Source organism: Acinetobacter sp. 16, assembly GCF_033439925.1.
Lineage (GTDB): Bacteria > Pseudomonadota > Gammaproteobacteria > Pseudomonadales > Moraxellaceae > Acinetobacter > Acinetobacter junii.
This window is the reverse complement of the sequence record NZ_CP137746.1, coordinates 2,549,988-2,572,492: the sequence shown is the minus strand read 5'-3', so window position 1 is coordinate 2,572,492 and position 22,505 is coordinate 2,549,988. Positions and strand designations below refer to the sequence as shown.

At 37.3% G+C, this 22,505-nt stretch carries 19 protein-coding genes and 1 pseudogene; 10 read left to right on the top strand and 10 right to left on the bottom strand.

Going from position 1 to position 22,505, the window contains the following annotated elements; genetic code table 11:
* Both R2H34_RS12440 and trpS read right to left on the bottom strand, forming a co-directional pair.
* Positions 1-645 (bottom strand): YqiJ family protein, encoded by a 645-nt coding sequence (locus R2H34_RS12440; protein WP_282896742.1) that lies wholly within the window; start codon positions 643-645, stop codon positions 1-3.
* Between the two features lie 417 nt (positions 646-1,062).
* Entirely contained in the window at positions 1,063-2,076 is a 1,014-nt protein-coding gene (gene trpS, locus R2H34_RS12435) for a tryptophan--tRNA ligase (protein ID WP_004908319.1), read from the bottom strand.
* 163 nt (positions 2,077-2,239) lie between these two features.
* Here trpS and R2H34_RS12430 point away from each other — a divergent pair, with 163 nt between their 5' ends.
* The 5 genes and pseudogenes from R2H34_RS12430 (at position 2,240) to R2H34_RS12410 (ending at position 9,081) form a co-directional block, all read left to right on the top strand.
* A complete protein-coding gene (locus tag R2H34_RS12430) occupies positions 2,240-3,163 on the top strand; it encodes a DUF808 domain-containing protein (RefSeq protein WP_282896741.1) in 924 nt (307 codons plus the stop codon).
* A 37-nt stretch (positions 3,164-3,200) separates the two neighbouring features.
* Positions 3,201-4,091, top strand: coding sequence for a neutral zinc metallopeptidase (locus tag R2H34_RS12425; protein WP_112986126.1), 891 nt, complete (start codon positions 3,201-3,203; stop codon positions 4,089-4,091).
* A gap of 348 nt (positions 4,092-4,439) precedes the next feature.
* Entirely contained in the window at positions 4,440-5,582 is a 1,143-nt protein-coding gene (locus tag R2H34_RS12420; protein ID WP_318342280.1) for an IS4 family transposase, read from the top strand.
* 153 nt (positions 5,583-5,735) lie between these two features.
* Positions 5,736-7,353: pseudogene (locus tag R2H34_RS12415) on the top strand (poly alpha-glucosyltransferase).
* Between the two features lie 21 nt (positions 7,354-7,374).
* On the top strand, positions 7,375-9,081 hold the full coding sequence (locus tag R2H34_RS12410) for a CapA family protein (RefSeq protein WP_282896868.1): 1,707 nt from the start codon (positions 7,375-7,377) through the stop codon (positions 9,079-9,081).
* Here R2H34_RS12410 and R2H34_RS12405 read toward each other — a convergent pair.
* Positions 9,078-9,809 carry a metalloprotease gene (locus R2H34_RS12405; RefSeq protein WP_282896867.1) on the bottom strand — a complete coding sequence of 244 codons (732 nt, stop codon included), beginning with the start codon at positions 9,807-9,809 and terminating at the stop codon, positions 9,078-9,080. The two genes, R2H34_RS12410 and R2H34_RS12405, sit on opposite strands and share 4 nt — an antisense overlap.
* Before the next feature lie 91 nt (positions 9,810-9,900).
* Between R2H34_RS12405 and R2H34_RS12400 the strand changes: the two genes are divergently transcribed.
* Positions 9,901-10,218 carry an MGMT family protein gene (locus R2H34_RS12400; RefSeq protein ID WP_125318091.1) on the top strand — a complete coding sequence of 106 codons (318 nt, stop codon included), beginning with the start codon at positions 9,901-9,903 and terminating at the stop codon, positions 10,216-10,218.
* A gap of 148 nt (positions 10,219-10,366) precedes the next feature.
* Here R2H34_RS12400 and R2H34_RS12395 read toward each other — a convergent pair whose 3' ends face one another.
* The 5 genes from R2H34_RS12395 to carA all read right to left on the bottom strand — a co-directional run bounded on the left by R2H34_RS12395 (position 10,367) and on the right by carA (position 16,667).
* On the bottom strand, positions 10,367-10,804 hold the full coding sequence (locus R2H34_RS12395) for a universal stress protein (protein ID WP_004956015.1): 438 nt from the start codon (positions 10,802-10,804) through the stop codon (positions 10,367-10,369).
* A gap of 211 nt (positions 10,805-11,015) precedes the next feature.
* Positions 11,016-11,642 carry a CatB-related O-acetyltransferase gene (locus R2H34_RS12390; protein ID WP_125318090.1) on the bottom strand — a complete coding sequence of 209 codons (627 nt, stop codon included), beginning with the start codon at positions 11,640-11,642 and terminating at the stop codon, positions 11,016-11,018.
* 68 nt (positions 11,643-11,710) lie between these two features.
* Positions 11,711-12,187, bottom strand: a complete 477-nt coding sequence (greA, locus tag R2H34_RS12385; protein ID WP_004878279.1) for a transcription elongation factor GreA — start codon at positions 12,185-12,187, stop codon at positions 11,711-11,713.
* 92 nt (positions 12,188-12,279) lie between these two features.
* Complete coding sequence (gene carB, locus R2H34_RS12380; protein ID WP_125272360.1) at positions 12,280-15,513, bottom strand: carbamoyl-phosphate synthase large subunit; 3,234 nt, start codon at positions 15,511-15,513, stop codon at positions 12,280-12,282.
* A gap of 14 nt (positions 15,514-15,527) precedes the next feature.
* A complete protein-coding gene (gene carA, locus R2H34_RS12375) occupies positions 15,528-16,667 on the bottom strand; it encodes a glutamine-hydrolyzing carbamoyl-phosphate synthase small subunit (RefSeq protein WP_042893365.1) in 1,140 nt (379 codons plus the stop codon).
* 360 nt (positions 16,668-17,027) lie between these two features.
* On the opposite strand from carA, the gene R2H34_RS12370 reads away from it, so the two are divergent.
* Complete coding sequence (locus R2H34_RS12370) at positions 17,028-17,636, top strand: hypothetical protein (RefSeq protein WP_004963543.1); 609 nt, start codon at positions 17,028-17,030, stop codon at positions 17,634-17,636.
* Between the two features lie 46 nt (positions 17,637-17,682).
* Here the strand turns inward: R2H34_RS12370 and R2H34_RS12365 are convergent, their stop codons facing one another.
* Both R2H34_RS12365 and yhbY read right to left on the bottom strand, forming a co-directional pair.
* Positions 17,683-18,219, bottom strand: coding sequence for a DOMON-like domain-containing protein (locus R2H34_RS12365; protein ID WP_004908285.1), 537 nt, complete (start codon positions 18,217-18,219; stop codon positions 17,683-17,685).
* A 7-nt stretch (positions 18,220-18,226) separates the two neighbouring features.
* Positions 18,227-18,550: a ribosome assembly RNA-binding protein YhbY gene (gene yhbY, locus R2H34_RS12360; RefSeq protein ID WP_004908282.1), complete on the bottom strand. Its 324-nt coding sequence runs from the start codon at positions 18,548-18,550 to the stop codon at positions 18,227-18,229.
* 231 nt (positions 18,551-18,781) lie between these two features.
* On the opposite strand from yhbY, the gene rlmE reads away from it, so the two are divergent.
* The 3 genes from rlmE (at position 18,782) to folP (ending at position 22,502) form a co-directional block, all read left to right on the top strand.
* A complete protein-coding gene (gene rlmE, locus R2H34_RS12355) occupies positions 18,782-19,432 on the top strand; it encodes a 23S rRNA (uridine(2552)-2'-O)-methyltransferase RlmE (RefSeq protein WP_004908277.1) in 651 nt (216 codons plus the stop codon).
* Positions 19,433-19,568: 136 nt separating this feature from the next.
* Complete coding sequence (ftsH, locus tag R2H34_RS12350; RefSeq protein WP_004963534.1) at positions 19,569-21,464, top strand: ATP-dependent zinc metalloprotease FtsH; 1,896 nt, start codon at positions 19,569-19,571, stop codon at positions 21,462-21,464.
* 180 nt (positions 21,465-21,644) lie between these two features.
* On the top strand, positions 21,645-22,502 hold the full coding sequence (gene folP, locus R2H34_RS12345) for a dihydropteroate synthase (RefSeq protein ID WP_282896704.1): 858 nt from the start codon (positions 21,645-21,647) through the stop codon (positions 22,500-22,502).
* Positions 22,503-22,505: the final 3 nt, after the last annotated feature.

The following is a 22,505-nucleotide window of genomic DNA, read 5'->3' as shown; positions in this document are numbered from 1 at the left end:
TTAAGCGGAAATAGCCTGAAAGCCAATTTTGGTTCTTTGAGTTAAAATCACATCTTGACCTTGAGTAAAAACAACATCTAATTCTGGTTCCACTAAAACATAGTGCATTTGTCCAAATTGATCTTTCACTTTTGCTTGGGCAGGAGAATTAGGCTTTGCCTCACCCAATATAATTTTGGCAGTACGACCAATCAGATCATCACTATGAATTGCCGTTGTTTCATCTTTAGGAATAATTTTGGAAATGAGTTTTGCTGCAACACGAACGAGTGGCATACATAGAACAAGACAGGCAGGTGCAATGATCCAAGCAGATAGATAGTCTTCAGTAAAATTGAAAAAAACATCTTGAATAATTAAACCAGTGAGTGAATAAACAGTTAGGAAAATAATCAACCAAACTAGTAAAGGTACTTTTCCAAGATACAGCCATTCTAAAAACTGAGTGAAAAGGTTATCTGCATGATCCATAGAAACATCAGCGTGATCAACGTCAGTCAAACTATCGGGAAGAAATTGATCGATGAAGCTGCTGCTTCCCCCAAACATTAATAAAATCAATTCCAATACACCTATACATAGACATAGCAATAAAGAAACGCTAAAAACAATGTTGGAAGGGTGTATTAATAAATCCCATATCATTTGTATATACTCTTTTTTCTTTTGGAAAAATTTTTTTAAAAAAATTATAAAAACTAATTATTTATAAGATTAATTGTATCGAGCATAAAATTCAATCAAATTCCAAGCTAAATATTTAAAGCAAAAAAAACGCAATGATTGGGGTTGTCATTGCGTTGAACAACGAATCTGTAAAACAGTTTCGGTTGAAAGGAGAAATGTCATGAGATTAGTGTTATCTAACCTACTTGGCTATACTAATAAAAAACTTGACTGTGTTCATAGGTATTCGTGTTAACGAGTGTTATCAAGTGTTAATAAGTGACAAAATTTGTTAGTTATTGGGTTCGGGTTAAAGTTCCTAAAATAAACTTAAATCAAAAGCTTAAATAAAAATAGCCCAAAAAATGGGCTGTTTTTATGGTAAAAGTATTGTAATTAGAATTTAAATAAACCTAATCCACTTTTTACTTCATCTAAAGTTTGTTGCGTGATATCTCGACATTTGTCAGTACCATGCTTAAGAATATCCATAATATAGTCTGGATCTTTTTCAAGTTCAGCACGACGTTCACGGATTGGAGTGATGAGTTCCTTTAGAATACCTTCTAAGCGTTTTTTAACTGTACCATCACCTAAACCACCACGACGATAATGTGCTTTTAATTCTTCAACTTCTTCTTTGTTTGGATCAAATGCATCTAAATAAGTGAATACGATATTTCCTTCAACTTGACCTGGATCTTCAATACGCAAGTGATTCGGATCTGTATACATCGCATTGACAGCTTTTTTGATGTCTTTATCAGAAGCATTTAAAACAATAGTATTACCTAAAGACTTTGACATTTTTGCCTTACCATCAAATCCTGGTAAACGTCCCATGTTCGATAATAATGCTTTGCATTCAGGTAGGAGGTCATGTCCAATTTGACGATTTACACGACGAACAATTTCATTAGTTTGTTCAATCATTGGAATTTGGTCTTCACCTACAGGCACAACCGTTGCTTTAAATGCCGTAATATCCGCTGCTTGAGCAACTGGATAGCATAAAAAACCAGCAGGGATATCACGCTCAAAACCGCGCATCTGAATTTCAGATTTAATTGTTGGATTGCGTTCTAAACGAGCAACCGTAACGAAGTTGAGGTAAAGCATGGTCAGCTCATTAAGGGCTGGTAAGCATGATTGAACGCAAATCGTTGTTTTAGTTGGATCAATTCCAACTGCAAGATAATCTAAAGCAACTTGAAGAATATTATTTCGTACTTTATCAGGATTATCTGCGTTGTCAGTCAAAGCCTGAGCATCAGCAAGCAATAAGTGTTGATGATGACTGTCTTGTAAACCAACACGAGAACGCAATGAACCGACAAAATGACCTAAATGAAGTTGTCCAGTAGGGCGGTCGCCAGTCAAAATGATTGGACGTTGATCAGCATTACTCATGATATGTTCCAAGTTTCAGTGATTTCATAAATATAAAATTGACCTTATTGTACGGGAAATAAAAAAATTTCGTCAGCGATTGAACAAACTTTTATAAAAATAATGTTGTGAATTTATTGAGTAAATCTACAATAGCGAGATAAATACAAACTAGGAAATAAAAATGGCGAGTGGTTTATTACTTTTACTTGATGATATTGCAACAATTTTAGATGATGTTGCTGTAATGAGTAAAATGGCAGCAAAAAAAACAGCTGGCGTATTGGGTGATGATTTAGCTTTAAACGCTCAACAGGTGAGTGGTGTTCGCTCTGACCGAGAATTACCAGTTGTGTGGAGCGTAGCAAAAGGCTCATTTGTTAATAAACTCATTCTTGTTCCATTAGCATTGTTAATTAGCGTAGTTGCACCTTGGCTTATTAATCCATTATTGATGATTGGTGGTCTGTTCCTTTGTTATGAAGGTGTAGAAAAAGTAGTACACATGCTACATCACAAAAAAGCAAAAACTGCCGAAGAAGCAAGTGCTGATCTAGAAGCAATAGAGGTTGATTTAGCAAAATTTGAAAAAGAAAAAGTCAAAGGTGCAATACGTACAGATTTTATTCTATCTGCTGAAATTGTTGTGATTTCGTTGGGTACTGTTGCGACAGCCACATTTATGACTAAAGTATCTGTATTGAGTGTCATTGCGATTGCCATGACGATTGGTGTTTATGGTTTTGTAGCGATGATTGTCAAAATTGATGATTTAGGGTTGTATTTAACTCAACAAGCTTCAGAATTTAAAAATAAAGTAGGGCGTGGCTTACTGGCTTTTGCTCCGATTCTGATGAAAACATTGTCTGTTGTAGGTACAGTAGCAATGTTTTTAGTCGGTGGTGGCATCATTACACACACGATTCCCTTATTACACCATTTTACGGAAGAAACTGTTGATCATTTGGAGTTAATCCCAAGTTTTGGTTCAATTATTGGTGCATTAACACCAACATTAATTAACTTGGGTATTGGATTTATCGCGGGTGCTATTGTATTAATTGTTGTCGGGCTAATACAAAAAGTTTGGTCAAAAGCATCTAAATAAAAAGAAACCGTCATCATTATAATAAAGAGAGGTAGTCATGCGTTGGAAAGGGCGTCGTGTAAGTACCAATGTGGAAGATCGTCGTGGTGGTGGCGGTGTTAAAGCTGGTGGTATTAGTATCATCGGTTTAGTGGTTGCATTTATTGCTTGGAAGTTTTTTGGTGTTGATCCTCAGCAAGCTTACCAAGCAACACAAGCTGTTACCAGTGAAACAACATCAACAGCCGAAGCACCACAAAATCTGACTTTAGAACAAAAAGAAGCAAGTGAGTTTGTGGGTACGGTATTAGCTGATACAGAAGATACATGGACGCCAATTTTTCAACAATTAGGCATGACTTATAAGCCACCTCGACTAGTTTTATTTAGTGGGGTAGTGAAGTCAGGTTGCGGTACTGCGCAATCGGCAATGGGTCCCTTTTATTGCCCAGCAGACCAGAAGGTTTATATCGATACTTCTTTCTTTAAAGATATGCGCCAACAAATGGGTATTTCTGGTGAGCAAAATCAAACAGAATTGTCACGTCAAGATCAAGCTGGGGATTTTGCACAAGCTTATGTTATCGCACATGAGGTTGGACATCATATTCAGAACCTACTTGGTATCTCAGGAAAAGTGCAGCAGGCTCGTGCGCAATCCAGCCAAGTTGAAGGAAATCAACTTTCAGTTCGCTTAGAACTTCAAGCAGATTGTTTCGCTGGTATTTGGGCGAATCAAAATCAACAAAGAACACAATTTCTTGAACAGGGTGATATCGCAGAGGCGATGGATGCTGCTAAAAAAATTGGTGATGATTACTTGCAAAGAAGAGCAACAGGTCAAGTTGTACCAGATAGCTTTACTCATGGTACAAGCGAACAGCGTATGCAATGGTTTGAGTTGGGATACACCACAGGTGATATCAATCAATGTAATACTTTTAAATAGTCTGAATTTTATTTATTGTTGATTTTCATACGAAATTTATACCGATATATCGTTTCGCTCGATTAAAATAACAATGTTTAGCTGATGGAGTAATTTCCTAGCTAAACTATAAAGTTTAGAAAAAGAAAGAAAAAGAAATGAACTTCTGATGAGGTGATGCCTTATGCATTTATATTGTACGCATTATGGCGAGAGTCTGAGCACTGAATGAGCTAAATCTGAAGGTGATGAAAAAAGAGGTGGTATGGGTCACTACTGTCCCATAGTTTGCTTTAAATAAAAAAACCTGAGTCTAAATAGTTAAAATATGAGTGCAAACAAACACTTTAACTATAAAGGACTCAGGTTTTGTCACATCAGAATACCGTATTTCATCAATTACTCAAACCCATTCTAAGACAAGATTTTGAACGTCTGGCTAAACTGCATCACTCTGGGCAAAAATTAAGATCAGCCACCCGCTGGGATCAGTTTGTTGCCATATTGATGTCCCAACTTTCTTGTCGGCAAAGCTTAAGAGACATTCAATCCAATCTCGAATCCCAGCAGGAAAAGCTCTATCATCTTGGCGCGAAGAGAATTGCGCGAAGCACCTTAGCAAGACTCAACGAAGAACAGCCCGCCAGCCTGTATCAGCAATTGTTCACACAGCTGCTTCAGCGCTGTGAAAACTCTAAAACTGCACATAAATTTAGATTCAAAAATCCGCTGTATTCACTAGATGCCAGTCATATTGATCTTTCACTGTCATTGTGCGCATGGGCAAAAGTGCATGAATCCAAAGCCAGTATTAAACTCAGTGTTGGCTTAAATCACAGCAATACCATTCCTGAATTTGTAGCACTTGGGGATGGTATTGAAAATGATATGGTGCAAGGCAGAGCATTTAAATTTCCTGCTGGTAGCATTATCGTCTTTGATAAAGGATATGTTGATTATCAATGGTTTGCTCAGTTGACACTTCAGAACGTCAGCTTTGTAACCCGGCTACGCCCAAAGACTAAATCAAGCCGCAGCGTATTAGCGACTAAAGGGATTATTGCGGATGAATGTATTGAATTGAGCAGTGCGTATGCCAAGAAAAGAGGCGCACCTGAATTATTAAGACGTATAGAGTTTTATGATACAGATAAGAAAAGAACATTCGAATTTCTGAGCAACAACTTTCATCTGGCAGCATCCACCATTGCTGCAATTTATAAAGACCGCTGGAAGATTGAGTTATTCTTTAAAGCCATCAAGCAGAATTTAAAACTGAAGTCATTTCTAGGTCGAAGCCGCAATGCGATACAAACGCAAATATGGATTGCATTAATTGCCTATTTGCTGGTGAACTTCGCTAAACACATGGCACAAGAAGGATGGAGTGTTCAGCGTTTACTGAGAATTATTCAGGTCAATTTATTTGAAAGGAAACTTTTAAGGTCACTCTTTGTGCCTGATAAAAAATGGCGAAAACAAGAAGAACCTCAATTGAGGTTCTTCTTGTGATATTTGTGGGACAGCAGTGCCTTCGGGTTCTCTTTTTTATTTCAATTCAAATATAAATTTGTATGGTATCGTGTTAAAAATACAAAGAATTTTTAGAATATAAAGTCATGATAGTTACATCAAACGAAGAATTTAAACACCTAAAAAAAACAGATTAAAGAATATTTTGAAAGGATTGCTCAGCATATTAATATGAGTAAAACTGTGCTGTTTTATTCATATGGCGATCGAGAAAATTGTTGCCAAGTTTGGAATTCTTCATACTCAGAATTAAATAATGCGTTAAATCAACTTTTTGAAATACTGGATCATCAGTTTGCAATCAATCAACAACTCAATGAATATATAAAAATTGATTGTGCTTACAATATCCAAAAGGAAGATTGGCAAAAAATAGATCAAGCTATTAAAACTCAACAGCACAATAACCATTACCGTAAGGGATTAAGTTTTGATGAAAAATTTTCCATTTGCTTTCTAGAACAAGAGCTTTATGGAAGGGCAATTATTCGTGGATTAAGTTATGATCAGCCGAATTACTTTGACCAAGATAATCTGAACTCGACACTTGAATATAAATATTCAAACCAGAACACATCTATACAATTCAAGCAACTTGAATATGCTTGGACTTTTGACACCTACGCTGTGTTTTATGAAAATGGTCAACTGATTCCTTTACAAAGCCAATTTACTGAAAATGGAGTACGTTATTTAACAAGCGACAAAAAGACGCACATCAAAGACATCATTAAAAAAAATGCGAGCTTTTTATCAAGTCAAATAGCACAAGATGGAAAATACAATTACGGTTTTTTCCCTGCCTACGATCGTTTTATTAGAAGCTATAATACGGTCAGGCACTGTACTACGACCTATTCATTACTAGAAACCCTGATCATAGACAAAAATGACTCAGTTCTTGGTCGTTGCAAATTAGCAATAGAGTATGCATTTCAACATTTCTATGTAGAAATTCAGCCTAATCAAGCTTATATGTTAGATGGATCGACTCCAGAAGATTTAGATGAAATAAAATTAGGAGCAAATGCAGCAGCGTTGTTAATGCTAACAAAATATCAGGAGATTACAGGGGGAGACTACTTATCTAAATCAGGCATTGGCATTGGCTAAGGGTATTCAATCTTTGATGAATAGTGAGGGTGAAACTTCACATGTTTTGCATTATCCAAGTTTAGAATTAAAAGAAAAATTTAGAATTATTTATTACGATGGTGAAGCTGCTTTAGCCTTACTGCGTTTATATCAACTACATTCAGATGAGCATCTATTAAACAGTGTCAAACTTATGTTTGAACGATTCATACAAGAAAAATACGAGCGTTATCATGATCATTGGTTGAGTTATTGCACCAATGAACTTACCAAAATTTGTCCAGAAGAAAAATATTTCTTATTTGGAATAAAAAATTACGTCAGGCATATGATTTTTATTCGTAATCGAAAAACTACTTATTCAACTTTTCTAGAAATGATGATGTCTGCATATCTCATGGTCAATCGGATCAAACAATTGGGTCTAAATGATATTCTTGAGAAAGCACATTTTGAAGATCTCAAGAAGTTGATTGAATTCAGGGCTGAATTTCAGAGAACTGGATTTTTCTATCCAGAAGTTGCGATGTATATGGCATGTCCTGAGAAGGTTTTACACGCATTTTATGTCAGACATGATCGTTTTAGAGTTCGTATTGATGATCAAGAACATAATCTTTCAGGTTACATCGCCTATGTACAACATTTTAACTAGTCAAAATCTAGGATCATGACTATGAAATTACAAGAAGAAATAAAAATAATTTCGCATTTGCATCAAGAAACTTTCCAACATCCAATTTGGAATCAAGTATTAAATGTCGATTGCACTCATTGGATGACTTTACTTTTAGCCATCGAACATATTTCCGATCAAAAAATTCAATTAGATGATGTGATTCCGATTGAGAAACAGCAACAAGAAAATTTTTGTGCAAGTTTTGAGAAAAAAAATTATTCGGTTTTAGCTCTTCTACAGCGCCTCATTCTGACTGCAGATAAGGAAATGAGTCAGCACATTTTGTCTCATATTTTTGGAAATATGCTGATTGCTCAAGAAGTTATAGATAATAAATTAAAAGAATTAGACATAGACTCACATCGGGTAAAAATTAAAGATTTATATGTGATCGCTCAGACAATATTTGAGCTGCCAAATGCACTAATCAAGAAAATATTTTCTATCCAGCCGCTTATTGATAGTGCAAATATTCCATTAAAAACATTACTTTTTAGTTGTACTCAACTTGATGCACTTATGTATTTAGAGTTTGAACAAAGGATCCTATATTGTTCTTATCGTGCTGAAAATCAAAGTATCGGCCTGTTTTCCTTATTAGATAATATCCATCGAATAGATCATCTCGTACCTTATTATCATTATTTTCCAGAAGGCTTAATTGAAAATAAAACCATTCAGCCTAAAAGTGAATGGATGAATGTAATGGGGGATACTTATTTTGGTGAATACTATACTGAAATTAGAAAATGTCGTGGTCAAGATGATGCGTTGCAACGTTATGGTTATGGGCATTCATTTGAAAAAATTAAATCTTTCTTTCAAAAAGATGATATTAATTGCATTAATTTTGAAGCTGTATTTAATACAGAAATGCGTTCACCATTACAAGACGCAAAAGCTTTTATTTTAGGGGCTGATCATACTCAAACGCTTGAACAGTTTCAGCATTTAAATATCAATCTTGTCAATCTCGCAAATAACCACTTAAAAGATTATGGTAGCAAAAGTTTAAAATTTACCTTAGATAAATTTGAGGGAGCAAATATCTGTCATATGGGTGGAGGTGTTGATCAGCAGAAAGCACATCAGTTTATTGAGTTAAATCTCAAACCTAAAAAAGTTGCTATTTTTAATGGCTATTGGCATTGTGATATTGCTTATCAAGACTATGACTTTTATGCTCTAGGTAAAAGTGCAGGCGTGGCTTGCTTAAATGCCATTCTATTTGAACAAATCATGCAATATCGTATGCAGAATCCAGATGCAAAAATCATTTTAATTTGTCATTGGGGCATAGATTTTAAATCAATACATCCTGAACAAGAAAAATTAGCCAACTTATTTACACAGATTGGTGTTGATTTAATTATTGGACATGGTGCTCATACGATTCAACCCATTCGCTATGTAAATAATAAGCCGGTGATTTTTGGCATCGGTAATGGAGTGTTTAATAGCAATGGAGAATATGAAAAATACCAAGCTTTACCATTTGGAGCTATCGTTCGAATTAATTTAGTAAAAGAAGTTGTTCAGTTGTATCCTATTTTTACTGATAATTTATCAAGCTTTTGGCAACCTTATCCAGTCAATCAGCAACAATTTGAACGAGCAAGTGATTACCTAACCAAAGACTTAAATCAACATCATTTTAGAATTCAGAAAAATGATTTAGGATTTTATGTAGAGCTAAATATTTAAGGGTACTTTGAGTAATTATCTAAAATTATATTCAATTGCTCAGAAGTAAAACCAAGATTACGTAATCCGCCACTTCCTAGTTTGCAATCATAACTAGTCATGATATTTGTCGGTGTGGTTTTCTTGGCGTTTGGTGCACAGACATGATTGAGACCAAAAGCATGTCCCATTTCATGAATACTCGCAGCTTGAGTCTGATAATTTAATCGTTCCCAATCAATTAGAATGAAAGGTCGACCTTGATTCCTAAAACCCCAACTCGTGATATCACTATATTTCAGCTTAGGAGAGTAGGAGTCATAGATAATAAATAAAACTTCTTTACTTTTGCGTTTAGGAAAACAGTCTTTGACTGCACTAGGCACATTTTCAGTGACTAAATCCATTGGTTGATTCACTTTTGAAGCAAGATCACATTTCCTTTTTGTAAAATCAAGATATGAATAGTAGTGATTCATTTTAAATTTAAAAATTTTATTGTTATTTTCATCCAAAAAGTAACGATTTAAGATTTCGATTTCTTTCTGCATCTGAGCTTTAGTATCAAAGATCTTTGCTTGAGGTCTATTGATTGTATAAACAAAAGTAACATATATGATAGGCAAATGATCGGATGAATCAGTTTTGTATTTATACGGGGTAATTTTAATAGGCGGTTTTTTGGAAGGTGTACACGAAGCCGTAATCGCAATACTCAGTATGGATACAAATAATAGTTTCAATTGCATCTTCGAACTCTCAACTCTTCAAGATTTTAATTGTTATGGAAATATTTTAATGTGGATTCAGACATGCTAACAGATTTTATGAGTAATGATGATGAATGATACCAATGAACTACAACGCCAAATCCTTGAAGTCGTCGCTTTAATTCCATTTGGAAAAGTCGCTACCTATGGGCAAATTGCTAAGCTAGCTGGGCTACCAAAACATGCCCGCCTTGTAGGTACAGTTTTAAAGAATTTAGATGAAGGAAGTCATCTTCCATGGCATCGGGTAATTAATTCACAAGGTAAAGTGAGTACAATAAACTTAGATGAAAATGGTGAAAATCGACAATTAAAACTATTAAAAAATGAAGGTATTTTGTTAGAGAATCACAAAATTAAATTAAAAGATTATCAATGGATATTTTAATTTTGTGCTTAAAAGAAAATAAATAATTTATTCAATCGAATCAAATCACGTTAATAAGTAAATTATAGGTCTGACTTATTAAAATAATTAAAAAACTGCATGTCTGAAATCGGACATGCAGTTTTTTTAGACTAAGGATAACCTTAGATCAGCGAACGATCAGAACAGGAATATGACTTTCTCCCAAAACTTTCTGAGCAACGCTACCTAAAATAAACTTTTTAAATCCAGTTCTACCATGAGATCCCATGATAATTAAATCCACTTCAAGATTTTGAGCAGCTTTAATAATTTCCTCATGAACTGAAAAACCTTCTACAACTTGTGTTGCAACTGTTTGTCCTAATTCTTCAAATTGTTTTTGAGCTTTCGTTAAATTTTCCTGAACATAAGATCGCACACGTTCGATCAATTCATTACTTTGCCCCATACGTAAATACGCATCTGCCAAATATGGGTCTAAAGTCATTACTTGAACCAAAGTAATTTGGCTATTTAAAGCTTTAGCAAGTTGTGCTGCTTGCTGAATGACATTTGCTGAAATTTCAGAGTCGTCGATAGCGACAAGAATTTTTTGATAAGCCATGATAAATACTCCTTATTATTACACTTTGATTCGCTTCTAAATTTTTGTTTAAAATAAAAACTATACTTTCATATTAAACTTATTATTCGCATAATAAAACCTAGTAATTTCATAAGAATAATTGTTGGTTTTAGATGTTTTGATGTGTTTAGTTATTTGAAAAATATAAGAATATTAAAATTGCATGAGGTGCATTGTACAGTTAATTATTTTATAGACTTTTGTCTAAATATGAGTGTAAATCATCAAGTTGATCAGTTTGTAATAGTTCTCTAATTTTTAAAATCTGCTTTTCATCTAGCTCATAGAGTTTTAAAGAAAGTAGTCTTTCAATATCTGTTTCAGAAAAACGATACTTAATAATTTTAGCAGGTACACCGCCTACAATTGCATAAGGTGGGACATCTTGAGTGACTATAGCTCCTGTGGCAACCACAGCACCTTCACCGAGTTTAACACCTTGCATGATCATGGCTCTGCTTCCAATCCAGCAGCCATCTGCAATTATGGTGTCACCCGCAGGGAGAAAACTGCGTGTATCAAAGGGGAATGTTGAGATCCAGTCTGGTCTATGCAGCTGATTGCCGCCCATCATAATGACGCATTCGGCACCGAAGCAAACAAAATTACCAATATAGAGCTGGTCTATTGGTTTATCTGGTGTGGATACTTTGTCATGTAGATAACGTACTACACAACGTTCAAAACCTTGATCCCAATAAGCAGAATAATAGGAATAATTACCTTTAATATGAATATTTGGATTTTTTACAGTTTTCGCAATAAATTCGAACTCACACCAATGTTTAACAGGGGAGTTGATCGAAGTTGAGTCCATTTACATTTCACAGAATAATTTGAGAAGAAAAACCCCTCAAAGGTGAGGGGTTAATTGAGCTTGGAATATTATAGGTATTCCACGCTCACGATTTCGTATTCAACTTCACCTTGTGGTGTTTGAATTTTAGCTTCATCGCCTTCGCTTTTGCCTAATAGGCCACGTGCGATTGGAGAGTTCACTGAGATTTTATTAATTTTAAAATCTGCTTCATCGTCGCCTACGATTTTATAGGTCTTACGTTCTTCAGTATCTAGGTTTTCAATCGTTACCGTAACACCAAATACAACACGACCGTTTTGTTCAAGATCTTTAACGTCAATTACCTGACATGCGCCAAGTTTACCTTCGATATCTTGAATACGACCTTCACAGAAGCCTTGTTGCTCACGTGCTGCATGATACTCAGCATTTTCTTTGAGGTCACCATGCTCACGTGCCTCAGCAATAGCCTGTGTAATACGTGGGCGATCAACTGTTTTTAACTGTTGTAATTCTTTCTCTAAGGCAACCTTGCCTTCAGGAGTCATAGGATAACGTTGCATTTTAGTCCCCTCTAAATTGGTTGGGAAAATACAGGATTAAAAAAAGAAAAAGCCCGCCACCGATAAGGTGACGGGACTTTATCGGTAGAGAATTAACCTACAGTTTGTAAATCTTGCAAGCGGTATACATCCATTGGCAATTTCACAGCAAATGCTTGGCAAACTGCTTCTGCACCATTGATTGTCGTTGTGTAGTACACTTTGCCTTGTAGGGCAGCACGACGAATCATTGCAGAATCGTATTGAGCTTGTTTGCCTTCAGTGGTGTTGACAATAAGATGAATTTCACCATTTTTCAAGCGGTCTACAATGTGTGGACGACCTTCAGTCACTTTATTGACTGCTTCACATTCCAAACCAGCTTCTTGCAATACTTGGTAAGTACCGTTGGTTGCAACAAGTTTGAAACCGTAAGCAATCAATTGTTTAGCGATATTAGCAATATATTTCTTGTCTGATTCACGAACAGATAAGAATGCATATTTCACTTCGCCTTCAGTTGGCAAGCCTGGTAAACGTTCATTTGAACCAAGCACAGCTTTGTAGAATGCTTCGCCAAATGTTTCACCTACACCCATAACTTCACCTGTAGATTTCATCTCAGGTCCAAGCATTGGGTCAACACCTTGGAATTTAGCAAACGGGAATACCGCTTCTTTTACAGCAAAGTGAGTTGGGATGATCTCTTTAGTGAATCCTTGAGATTCTAAAGATTGACCAGCCATACAACGAGCAGCAACTTTCGCTAAAGATTCACCGATACATTTCGATACGAAAGGAACCGTACGTGATGCACGTGGATTCACTTCAAGTACATAAATGTCGTTGCCTTTTACTGCAAACTGAACGTTCATCAAACCTACAACGCCAAGCTCTTTTGCCATCGCAACAGTTTGACGACGCATTTCATCCTGAACTTCTTGTGAAAGAGAGTAAGGAGGAATCGAACATGCTGAGTCACCTGAGTGGATACCTGCTTGTTCAATGTGTTGCATGATACCGCCGATCACAACGTCTTTACCGTCAGATACGCAGTCCACGTCAACTTCAGTTGCATCATCAAGGAAACGGTCAAGTAAGACAGGGGCTTCATTCGACGCTTGTACTGCTTCACGAAGGTAACGCTTAAGTTCTTCTTCGTTATATACGATTTCCATTGCGCGACCACCTAATACATAAGATGGACGAACAACTAGCGGGTAACCAACTTTTGCAGCTTCAGAGATACCTTCTTCAGCAGATTTTACAATGCTGTTGTTCGGTTGACGAAGTTGTAGACGTTGAATCATTTGCTGGAAACGTTCACGGTCTTCTGCACGGTCAATCGCATCTGGAGATGTACCAATGATTGGTGTACCTGCTTCTTCTAAAGCACGAGCCAATTTCAAAGGTGTTTGACCACCGTATTGTACGATCACGCCTTTAGGCTTCTCAGTACGTACGATTTCAAGAACATCTTCCAATGTAACAGGTTCGAAGTACAAACGATCTGATGTGTCATAGTCAGTTGAAACAGTTTCAGGGTTACAGTTCACCATGATTGTTTCGTAACCGTCATCACGCATAGCTAGGGCTGCGTGTACACAGCAGTAGTCAAACTCAATACCTTGACCAATACGGTTTGGACCACCACCGATGACCATGATTTTGTCACGGCTTGATGGATTTGCTTCACATTCTTCATCATAAGTTGAATACATGTAAGCTGTACCTGATTCGAACTCAGCAGCACATGTATCAACACGTTTATAAACTGGATATACACCCAAGTTCCAACGTTGTTTACGGAATTGCTTTTGTGAAATACCCATTAAGTCAGCAATACGAAGGTCAGATAAACCTTTGCGTTTGAATGAACGGATATTGTCAGCATTTAAATCCCCAAAGCCTAAAGTTTTTACTTGAGCTTCAGTTTTGATAATGTCTTCGATTTGGATCAAGAACCAACGATCGATCTTGGTTGCTTCAAACACTTCATCTAATGAGAAACCATGACGGAATGCATCAGCTACATACCAAATACGCTCAGGACCTGGAACTTTAAGCTCTTTTAAAATGATGTCTTTAGCATTAGCTGTACCAACTTCGATTTTTTCATCAAAGCCACTCACACCAACTTCAAGACCACGAAGTGCTTTTTGAACAGATTCTTGGAAGTTACGACCAATCGCCATCACTTCGCCCACAGATTTCATCTGAGTTGTAAGAACAGGCTCAGCTTGTGGGAATTTTTCGAAGTTAAAGCGTGGAATCTTGGTTACGACATAGTCAATTGCTGGTTCGAAGCTTGCAGGTGTTACACCGCCAGTGATGTCATTTTTCAATTCATCAAGGGTATAACCAACAGCAAGTTTTGCAGCAATTTTTGCAATCGGGAAGCCAGTAGCTTTAGACGCAAGCGCAGATGAACGAGAAACACGAGGGTTCATCTCGATCACAACCATACGACCATCTTTCGGATTAATACCGAACTGAACGTTTGAACCACCTGTTTCAACACCGATTTCACGCAGAACAGCAACCGATGCATTACGCATGATTTGATATTCTTTATCTGTCAATGTTTGAGCAGGGGCAACAGTGATTGAGTCACCAGTATGCACACCCATTGGGTCAAAGTTTTCGATCGCACATACGATAATACAGTTGTCGTTTTTATCACGAACAACTTCCATCTCGTATTCTTTCCAACCAATTAATGATTCATCAATCAATAATTGTTTAGTTGGAGAAAGATCGAAACCGCGTTCACAGATTTCAATAAATTCTTCTTTATTGTATGCGATACCACCACCAGAACCACCCATCGTGAATGACGGACGAATGATCACTGGGAAGCCGAAACGTGCTTGAATTTCCAATGCATGTTCCATGCTTTCTGCAACATCAGCACGTGGACATTCAAGTCCAATTTTACGCATTGCGATGTCAAAAAGTTTACGATCTTCTGCTTTCTCAATCGCTTCTTTTGATGCACCAATCAATTCAACGTTATATTTTTCTAAAATACCGTTAGCATCTAATGCAAGTGCACAGTTCAATGCAGTTTGACCACCCATCGTTGGGAGAACTGCATCTGGGCGTTCTTTTTCAATAATTTGTGCAACTGTCTGCCAAGTGATTGGCTCGATATAAGTTGCATCCGCCATTGAAGGATCGGTCATGATGGTCGCTGGGTTAGAGTTCACCAAAATAACACGGTAACCTTCTTCACGAAGCGCTTTACATGCTTGTGCACCTGAGTAGTCAAACTCACACGCCTGACCAATGACAATAGGACCAGCACCAATAATTAAGATGCTTTTAATATCCGTACGTTTAGGCATTATTCGCTCCTTAATTACTTCTTAGCTGCTTGGATAAGTTCGATGAAATGATCGAACAACGGAGCGCAATCATGTGGACCAGGACTCGCTTCAGGGTGACCTTGGAAGCTAAATGCTGGTTTGTCAGTGCGATGAATACCTTGGTTTGTACCATCAAACAATGAACGATGTGTTACTTTTAAGTTTGAAGGTAAGGTGCTTTCATCAACTGCAAAGCCATGGTTTTGAGAAGTAATCATCACTGTACCATTCTCAAGGTTTTGTACAGGATGGTTGGCGCCGTGATGACCATGATTCATTTTCATCGTCTTCGCACCAGAAGCAAGCGCTAAAATTTGGTGACCTAAACAAATACCAAAGACTGGTAATGTTGTGGTTTCAACAATTGTTTTAACTGCTTCGATTGCATACTCACATGCTGCTGGATCACCAGGACCATTTGACAGGAAAACGCCATCTGGATTTAAAGCAAGGACTTTTTCAGCAGGTGTTTGTGCAGGAACAACTGTTAATTTACAGCCGCGATCTGCGAGCATACGTAAGATGTTGGTTTTGACACCATAATCATATGCAACAACATGATATTTAAGTTCTGGTTGGGTAAAACCATTGCCTAATGCCCAAGAACCTTCAGTCCATTCGAAACCTTCAGGGTCACAGCATTCTTTAGCAAGATCAAGACCATTTAAACCACCGAATTCACGTGCTTTGGCAATAGCTTCTTCTTCTGTAATATTTTCGCCAGCAAGGATACAACCGTTTTGTGCTCCTTTTTCACGTAAGATACGAGTTAACTTTCGTGTGTCAATATCTGCGATTGCAACAACATTGTGTTGTTGTAAATATTCGCTAAGTGATTGCTCAGAACGGAAGTTACTGTGTAATAGTGGAAGATCACGAATAATTAAACCATTCGCCCATACTTTATGGATGCGACCTGATTCAACGTCTTCACTATTACAGCCAGTATTTCCGATATGAGGATAAGTCAACGTAACAAGTTGCTGTGCGTAACTTGGGTCAGTCAAAATTTCTTGATAACCAGTCATGGCAGTATTAAAAACGACTTCACCAGTCGTACTACCCGATGCACCGATAGACGTTCCTTTAAAGATCGTTCCATCTGCGAGGGCTAAAATGGCGGGGGTGCTCAAACCAAAGCTCCTGAACTAAAACCACAAAAATAGGGCTGTAAAAAAGCGAGTAGACATAAAAAAAGGTAGGCCGTCTTTAAAAACATGCCCCTCCTTCCAGTCTGCTCGCTTGTAACTTAACAGCGCATTATACGCATGAGTCTCTGAAAAGTCTATGTGTTTTATTTATTAAAGTGAGTTAAAAGTACATGTGTAAAAATGAGGAGCAGAAGAGAGTGTCTATTGCAAAATAACTCATTCTTCTAAGTATAGAATGAGATATTATGAAAATTGTTAGACAATTTTTGCCTGATTCGATGCTGAAGCGATTTATCTTATACCTAGCCAAAAAATCAACAATCAGTATAGAGGGGAATCAAGATGGCTGAGAATCAAGCGCCGACAACTGCTGAAGAAGTGAAAGAAGTTGCTGTCGAGAAAACGGCTAAAGCTAAAGAAACTGTTGCTGCAAAAACAGCAGAAGTGAAAGAAGTTGTAGCTGAAAAGACTGCTGAAGTTAAAGAAGCAGTTGCAGAGAAAACAGCAAAAGCGAAAGAAGTTGTAGCTGAAAAGACTGCTAAAGCGAAAGAAGTAATTGCTGAAACTCAAGAACAAGCGAAAGAAGTAATTGCTGAAACTCAAGAGCAAGTGAAAGAAGTGATTGCTGAAACTCAAGAAAAAATTGAGACTGAAGCTAAAGAATTGAATCAAAATATTCAAAATCAATTGACTCAAATCAAGCAAGATTTACTTCAACGTATTGAAGTGATCAAATCACAATTAAATTCTTCTCAAGGTAACTTGTTTGAATTAAAGAATGCGTTGAAAACTGAGTTAAATGCTTTAATTGAAGATTTAACGAAAGTAAGCAAAGAATTAAAAGATGATATTAGCCAAATCTCTGTTAAGCACAAAGATACGCTAGTTGGCAGTTTTAAACGTACTAAAGATCAAGCTGTAGAAGCTTGGAACAAAGTTCGTGCTAGTTAATTACTAGCCAATAAAAAAGCGAGATATATTCTCGCTTTTTTATTGATTAAAATTGATGTAGCCAATCACGTTTGTTGTGAAAATCGGCTTGAGGGCTACTGTGCTGCATTGCAAAATAATGCATACCTTGTGTGGTATTTAATACAGCAGTTAAACCTACATATAAATCTGACCACTTCAACTTATTGCTTTGCATAAATTGAGTAAGGTCTAAACTTACATTTAATCCGTAATGGGTTTTCTGTAAGTGATTTAGCTCAATATCATATGCAGGAAGTGGCGGTATATTTTCAGGGAATCGGTATTCTTCAAATTGATAAGCTTGCCAAGCTTGAGAAGGGGAAAGATTAATTTCTCTATAGAAATCTTCATCTTTCACACCTACAAAAATTTCAAAACACGTTTGTTCCCATAAAAAGTCGAGGCGAGGATGTGCTGCGACGAGATCGGGATAAATTAAAAACTGATTTGGGTCACGAACCCAAAAACCAACATTTATAGTCGCTGGTGTTTGTTGCTCAATCGCTCCAACAACGGTAATTGCACTAAAACGATCGAAAGCAGAGAGTTCATAACTTGCCATAGCTTGATTACTTGCTTAAATGTGCAAAACGAACGAGATTTGAGAGATTTTGATTTTGTTTGTTCGCTTTCTTATAAAGCAAAACAATTTTACCAATTTTTTGTACTGATTCAGCGCCTGTAGCTTCAACAAGTGCATCAATTACAGCTGCACGATCTTCACGATCTTCGCCCGCGATTTTAACTTTGATAAGTTCATGATCATTCAAAGCGCGATTTGTTTCTTCAATTACGTTTTCTGTCAAACCCTGACCACCAATCATAACAACTGGATTCAGCGCGTGGCCAATTTGACGTAAACGTTTGCGCTCATGGATAGATAAAGCCGCCATTTAAAAAATACCTGATTTGAAAAACGAACTAGTATAACTTGCATCCCGTTTCTAAGATAGATTAATGGTGCTTGTGGATGGATAAAAATGATCAAAAATAAGAGAAATATCCAATCTAGATGATCGAAAAAAATCTGTAAAAGTTCGTGTGAATGAAGTACATCCGTACTGTAATGAGAGTAATTTTCACGTACAATGACTAATCAGAAGTTTTTTGAAATTTAGTGAGTTATGGCGACACGCATTACCAATCAAAAATTGTCTAAAAGCAGTCGTGCATGGATGAGAGAGCACTTGGATGATCCTTTTGTGAAAAAAGCACAAAAAGAAGGTTATCGCGCTCGTGCAGCATATAAGTTACTTGAAATCCAAGAAAAATATAAAATGATCAAACCAGGAATGACGGTTGTCGATCTTGGTGCAGCACCAGGTAGTTGGTCACAAATCGCTGGAAAGCTGGTTGGTTCTAATGGTCTAGTAATTGCTTCAGATATTTTACCAATGGATGCACTTCCTGACGTGACTTTCTTACAAGGTGACTTCCGAGAGGAAGAAGTTTTTGAAAAATTGTTAAATATTTTAAATGGACGTCAAGTTGACGTTGTAATTTCTGATATGGCCCCCAATACATCAGGTAATAGGGCTGTTGATCAACCGCGCCAAATTTATCTTTGTGAATTGGCTTTGGATTTTGCTCAAAAAGTTTTAGGACCAAATGGACAATTTATTGTTAAAGTGTTCCAAGGTTCGGGCTTTGACGAATTCAGAAAGCAAGTGGTCGATAGTTTTGATGTATTAAAAACAGCTAAACCTGAGGCGTCTCGTGCTCGATCAAAAGAGGTTTTTTTGATTGGACAAGGTCGTAAAAAGGCATTGCAATAAAAGTGTACTTGCCAAGTTGTTAAAAATTGTGCATTTTGTACCTTTTAAGTTTTTTGCAACGCAAATTCATTGCTGTTTTTGTGAAGGTCAGCCAAGATTAGGTATGATCAAATTAGATTGATATGGGAATAAAGCCTTGAGCGATTACTTCAAGAATGCCGTATTGTGGCTCATCATACTCGGTGTTCTGATTTTGATTTTTAGCAACGTCAGTGACCGCAATAAGCCTGCCGCGATGAAATATTCTGATTTCGTAGCAGCAGTTAATGCTGGGCAGATTAAACAAGTCACAATTGACGGTTTAAATATTAGCGGTGAAAAAACCAATGGTTCTTCATTTGAAACGGTTCGCCCACAAGTTGAAGACACTGAGTTGCTACCAAGCTTGAACAAACAAAATGTTGTAGTTGAGGGGACAGCTCCGCAACGTCAAGGCATTTTGATGCAACTTCTCATTGCGAGTTTCCCAGTATTGCTCATCATTTTATTATTCATGTTCTTCATGCGTAATATGGGCGGTGGCGCTGGTGGCAAAAACGGTCCTATGAGTTTTGGTAAGTCAAAAGCAAAAATGTTATCTGAAGATCAAATCAAGGTAACGTTTACTGATGTTGCAGGTTGTGACGAAGCAAAACAAGAAGTCGTTGAAATTGTCGATTTCTTAAAAGATCCAGCAAAATTCAAACGTCTTGGTGCAACTATTCCACGTGGTGTGTTAATGGTTGGTCCTCCAGGTACAGGTAAAACATTATTAGCCAAAGCAATTGCTGGTGAAGCTAAAGTTCCTTTCTTTAGTATTTCTGGTTCTGATTTCGTTGAAATGTTTGTTGGTGTTGGTGCTTCACGTGTTCGTGATATGTTCGAACAAGCTAAACGTCATGCACCATGTATTATTTTCATTGATGAGATTGATGCTGTAGGTCGTCATCGTGGTTCAGGTACAGGTGGCGGTCATGATGAACGTGAACAAACCTTGAACCAAATGCTTGTAGAGATGGACGGTTTCGAAGGCAATGAAGGTGTGATCGTAATTGCTGCCACAAACCGTGTAGATGTATTGGATAAAGCTTTACTTCGTCCAGGTCGTTTTGACCGTCAAGTGATGGTAGGGTTACCTGACATTCGTGGTCGTGAGCAAATCTTAAATGTTCATTTGAAGAAATTACCTTCAGTGACTGGTGTTGATGTTAAAGTCCTTGCACGTGGTACACCAGGCTTCTCTGGTGCGCAACTAGCAAACTTAGTGAATGAAGCTGCATTGTTCGCTGCTCGTCGTAACAAGAACACTGTCGACATGCATGATTTCGAAGATGCAAAAGACAAAATCTACATGGGTCCTGAACGTAAGTCGATGGTGATTCGTGAAGAAGAACGTCGTGCTACTGCGTACCATGAAGCGGGTCATGCCATCGTTGCTGAAATCTTGCCTGGTACTGATCCTGTGCATAAAGTAACGATTATGCCACGCGGTTGGGCTTTGGGTGTGACATGGCAGCTGCCTGAACAAGACCAAACTAGCCATTATAAAGATAAGATGTTGAATGAGCTTTCAATCTTATTTGGCGGTCGTATTGCTGAAGAAGTTTTCATTAATCAAATGTCAACTGGTGCTTCAAACGACTTCGAACGAGCGACTAAAATGGCTCGTGCGATGGTAACCAAATATGGTATGTCAGAAAGACTTGGCGTCATGGTCTATGAAGATGAAAACCAAAATGGTTTCTTTGGAAATGTTGGTAGTCGTACAATTTCTGATGCTACACAACAAAAAGTAGATGAAGAAGTTCGTCGTATCCTTGATCAACAATATAAAGTTGCTCGTGATATTTTGGAAAATAATCAAGATATCGCACATGCTATGGTTAAAGCCTTGATGGAATGGGAAACGATTGATCGTGACCAAATTCGTGACATCATGGAAGGGCGTGAACCTCGTCCACCAAAAGTATATGTTGCTGAGAATCCTGTGGCTGCATTTGAACCACCAAAAGATGGTCCATCTACGCCACCACCATTACCAGCAATGGGTTAATACTTTGAAATTTAAAAGAGCAACTTAGGTTGCTCTTTTTTTTATGTTCTAAAAAAATATTAATAAAATGAGCATTTGTTAGCTTGGAAATTGCAACTTTATTATTCTATTGAAAATAAATCATCAGCTTGCGCACTTCAGTCTTGTTAATATATACGAACTAGAGAGAGGAGTGTCTAAATGCAGTTGATGCCATTACCAAATTGTCAGTTGAAGTGTGGTCGTTTAAGTTTAGATTTATCTCAACCTCAAATTATGGGTATTCTGAACGTAACTCCTGATTCTTTTAGCGATGGTGGGTTGCATCATCAAAAAGATCAAGCAGTACAACGTGCGTTACAAATGATTGAGCAGGGCGCTACTATCATTGATATAGGCGGAGAATCTACCCGTCCAAATGCTTCACCAGTCGAACTAGAAGAAGAAATTCGCCGTGTGATTCCTGTGGTTAAAGCATTATCAAAACACGATGTGATCATGTCGATTGATACCAGTCAGCCCGAGGTGATACGTGCGGCAGTGAAAGCAGGTGCACATATTTGGAACGATGTTCGTGCACTCACACGTCCCCAAGCATTAGAAATGGCTGCCGAATTGAATATACCTGTCGTGTTAATGCATATGCGTGGTGAGCCGACTAATATGAATCAGTTAGATCAATATGAAAATGTGACAGAGGACGTGATTCAAGAATTACAACAGCGTCTAGATCAAGCTGTTCAAGTTGGAATCAAACCTGAAAATATTATTCTCGATCCTGGTTTTGGTTTTGCTAAAAATGCTCAACAGAACTTTCAATTACTAAACGAGTTTTGGAAACTGAATCGCTTGGGATTTCCTTTGCTATCTGGTTTATCTAGGAAAAGATTTATTGGTGATGCATTAGCGGGTATACCAGCACAAGAGCGTACAGTAGGGAGTGTCATGGGGCATATGTTAAGTATCCAGCAGGGTGCGAGTATTGTTCGCGTACATGATGTTAAGGCGACTAAAGATGCAATCAATGTTTGGAGTAGAATGTTGTTCAGTTCATTGTAATTT

Bases quoted from the DNA above. Each gene is read 5' to 3' on its own strand.
- R2H34_RS12440 (WP_282896742.1), bottom strand. From the start codon at position 645: ATGATATGGGATTTATTAATACACCCTTCCAACATTGTTTTTAGCGTT.
- trpS (WP_004908319.1), bottom strand. From the start codon at position 2,076: ATGAGTAATGCTGATCAACGTCCAATCATTTTGACTGGCGACCGCCCT.
- R2H34_RS12430 (WP_282896741.1), top strand. From the start codon at position 2,240: ATGGCGAGTGGTTTATTACTTTTACTTGATGATATTGCAACAATTTTA.
- R2H34_RS12425 (WP_112986126.1), top strand. From the start codon at position 3,201: ATGCGTTGGAAAGGGCGTCGTGTAAGTACCAATGTGGAAGATCGTCGT.
- R2H34_RS12410 (WP_282896868.1), top strand. From the start codon at position 7,375: ATGAAATTACAAGAAGAAATAAAAATAATTTCGCATTTGCATCAAGAA.
- R2H34_RS12405 (WP_282896867.1), bottom strand. From the start codon at position 9,809: ATGCAATTGAAACTATTATTTGTATCCATACTGAGTATTGCGATTACG.
- R2H34_RS12400 (WP_125318091.1), top strand. From the start codon at position 9,901: ATGAATGATACCAATGAACTACAACGCCAAATCCTTGAAGTCGTCGCT.
- R2H34_RS12395 (WP_004956015.1), bottom strand. From the start codon at position 10,804: ATGGCTTATCAAAAAATTCTTGTCGCTATCGACGACTCTGAAATTTCA.
- R2H34_RS12390 (WP_125318090.1), bottom strand. From the start codon at position 11,642: ATGGACTCAACTTCGATCAACTCCCCTGTTAAACATTGGTGTGAGTTC.
- greA (WP_004878279.1), bottom strand. From the start codon at position 12,187: ATGCAACGTTATCCTATGACTCCTGAAGGCAAGGTTGCCTTAGAGAAA.
- carB (WP_125272360.1), bottom strand. From the start codon at position 15,513: ATGCCTAAACGTACGGATATTAAAAGCATCTTAATTATTGGTGCTGGT.
- R2H34_RS12370 (WP_004963543.1), top strand. From the start codon at position 17,028: ATGGCTGAGAATCAAGCGCCGACAACTGCTGAAGAAGTGAAAGAAGTT.
- R2H34_RS12365 (WP_004908285.1), bottom strand. From the start codon at position 18,219: ATGGCAAGTTATGAACTCTCTGCTTTCGATCGTTTTAGTGCAATTACC.
- yhbY (WP_004908282.1), bottom strand. From the start codon at position 18,550: ATGGCGGCTTTATCTATCCATGAGCGCAAACGTTTACGTCAAATTGGC.
- rlmE (WP_004908277.1), top strand. From the start codon at position 18,782: ATGGCGACACGCATTACCAATCAAAAATTGTCTAAAAGCAGTCGTGCA.
- folP (WP_282896704.1), top strand. From the start codon at position 21,645: ATGCAGTTGATGCCATTACCAAATTGTCAGTTGAAGTGTGGTCGTTTA.